The organism is Planktosalinus sp., assembly GCF_059864935.1.
The window spans coordinates 1-2,511 of the sequence record NZ_JCBCCK010000412.1 but is presented as its reverse complement, the minus strand read 5'-3'; the positions used below and the strand labels follow the sequence as shown (position 1 = coordinate 2,511).

Annotated in this window: 3 protein-coding genes; all 3 read right to left on the bottom strand. The window is 37.8% G+C overall.

Going from position 1 to position 2,511, the window contains the following annotated elements:
- Positions 1-560, bottom strand: a 560-nt coding sequence (locus AC6F75_RS12490; protein WP_500715384.1) for a PCRF domain-containing protein, incomplete at its 3' end; no start/stop codon positions are given.
- A gap of 195 nt (positions 561-755) precedes the next feature.
- Positions 756-1,970 carry an MFS transporter gene (locus AC6F75_RS12485; protein ID WP_500715382.1) on the bottom strand — a complete coding sequence of 405 codons (1,215 nt, stop codon included), beginning with the start codon at positions 1,968-1,970 and terminating at the stop codon, positions 756-758.
- A 16-nt stretch (positions 1,971-1,986) separates the two neighbouring features.
- Positions 1,987-2,511 (bottom strand): AIR synthase-related protein (locus AC6F75_RS12480; protein ID WP_500715380.1); only part of this gene is annotated, 525 nt, incomplete at its 5' end.

The following is a 2,511-nucleotide window of genomic DNA, read 5'->3' as shown; positions in this document are numbered from 1 at the left end:
GGCACACGTTGAACACGGTGAACACCGGCTTCAAATTTAAGAGTTCCATACACATCCTCGCCGTTGACCTCAAACTGAATTTCTTTATAACCGCCGTTAGTGCCTTCACTAAAATCCATCACGTGAATTGACCAACCTTTGCTTTCGCAATATTTGCTATACATTCTGTATAAATCGCCGGCAAAGATGGAAGCTTCGTCACCTCCCGTCCCGGCACGGATTTCCATCACAACGTTTTTAGCATCTTCCGGATCTTTGGGAATTAGCATAAACTTGATTTCCTCTTCGAGTTTTGGGATGCGGCTTTTGGCAGTTTCCAGTTCCATTTTAGCCATTTCAACCATTTCGGCATCGCTTCCGTCATCAATAATCTCTTCGGCTTCTTTGATGCTGTTGGTCAAAGTAAGGTATTCCTCACGCTTATTCATCAAGGCACGCAAGTCTTTGTATTCCTTATTTAACTGAACATATTTTTTTTGATCTGTAATAATATCCGGCTGAATGATTAAATCACTCACTTCATCAAAGCGTTGCTTTACAATCTGCAATTTTTCTAACATAGTATTTCCCTCTCTTTTGAGTGATGCAAATTTAAAACAATTCCTTTAAATAAAAGGTTTGGGTGCTGAAATGAATCAACAACCCAAATAATAAATGGATTGAGGGACAAAAACTAGATATAGTTTTTATTTTCAATGCCAGAAACTCCTTCATTTTCTGGTATGGTTTTCAGAAATTCAAAATTCATTGAAATTCTAATTGGCTTTGATATTGTATACTCTAAAAGCATTCAACATCATCAAAAGGAAGATAATTAGGGAAATAATACTTAAAGTTGTAAAGTCATAGCCCCAATCCAGATAAACCCCAAAAACGACCGGCCCTAAAGCAGTAGCCAATACCATCACAGTTATAAACAAACTCCTTACCGAGCCAACTATTTTTGTTCCGAAAATCTCTGCCAAAACAGCGTTTTTAACAGTTGCACCAAAACCGTTAGTTACCCCAATAGCACTTATAAAAACAACATAGGCCCACTGACTGTCATTAAAGATAAAAATCAACAACCCGATGATAAAGGGAGTAATATATAGTGGATAAAGCTTTCTCGCTGAAAACAAATCTGTTAACCACCCTGATATTAAAGCCATACAAAAATTACCAATGGCATAGCCCGAAAAACTCAAGGCAATAAATGCCGGGGTCCAGGCATTCAAATCACCAATTTTTAATTGATAAAAAATATAAGCTGTCCCTATAGCCGCACTCGAAAAGTTTAAGGGAGCAATGGCCCAAAATGCTTTGGTTTTCAATATATTGACAGGTCGTGAAGCTTTCTTTTCATCGACTGACATTGGAGTTGGCACATACATTTTCAGTCGTGAAAAGCTGCGTTTTTTAAACAACAAAAACCTTGAAAACGGAATTGTAGCTATTACAAATAAAACACACATTACAATCACATAACGCCAGTCAAAAAAACCAAGCAATGAAACAATGGTAATGGGCAAAACAGCCTCTGCAATGGGATGTCCCACTGCCGCGATACTAATGGCTTTGCCCCTGTTTTTATTAAAAAACTTTGCCATTGCCGTAATGGATGTGTGCGACATCAAGCCCTGACCAAATAAACGCAGTCCAAACAAGGCAAACAACAAAACAATTACATAGTAACTAACAGCAAAAACAGATAGTGCAACAGCCAATCCCAAAATCACAAGTAAACTGAATTTTGGCAATCTTGTGCTGTCAATGAATCTCCCAATCCAGGTGAGTGTAAAAGCACTACCTAAAGTTGCGATTGCATATAGCGCACTAAATTCTGTTTCTGTTAAAACAAATTCTGTTTGAAGATGTGGCTTAAAGAGTGAGATAAAAAAGGTTTGACCAAAGCTGGAAGAGAATGTAAAAAGGATTCCAAAAATTAAAAGCGAACTATTTGCAATAAAAAATGATTTAGAAATTTTCATTGCAAGTCAGCTTCCTTTAATAAATAAATTCCCCAAACTCACTCTTGATGGTCAATTTTTTCTCTTCTGAAGTTTCTACCCTGCCCACGATTTGAGCATCAATATTGAATGATTTCGAAATAGCAATCAGGTCAGCTGCGGTGGCTTCATTGCAATAAAGCTCCATGCGGTGACCCATATTGAACACCTGATACATGTCTTTCCAGTCGGTTTTTGATTCTTGTTGAATGAGTTTAAACAATGGCGGCACTTCAAAAAGATTGTCTTTGATAATATGCAGGTTTTCAACAAAATGAAGGATTTTAGTCTGTGCTCCCCCGCTACAATGCACCATTCCGTGAATGTCTTTTGCATTGTATTTTGACAAGATTTTTTTAATCACAGGTGCATAAGTTCGTGTGGGCGAAAGCACGAGTTTTCCGGCATCTAACGGACTGTTGTCAATGGTGTCAGTTAATTTTTTGCTTCCGGAATAGACTAAATCTTCAGGAACTGCGGCATCAAAACTTTCGGGATACTTTTGGGCGAGGTATTTTGAAAA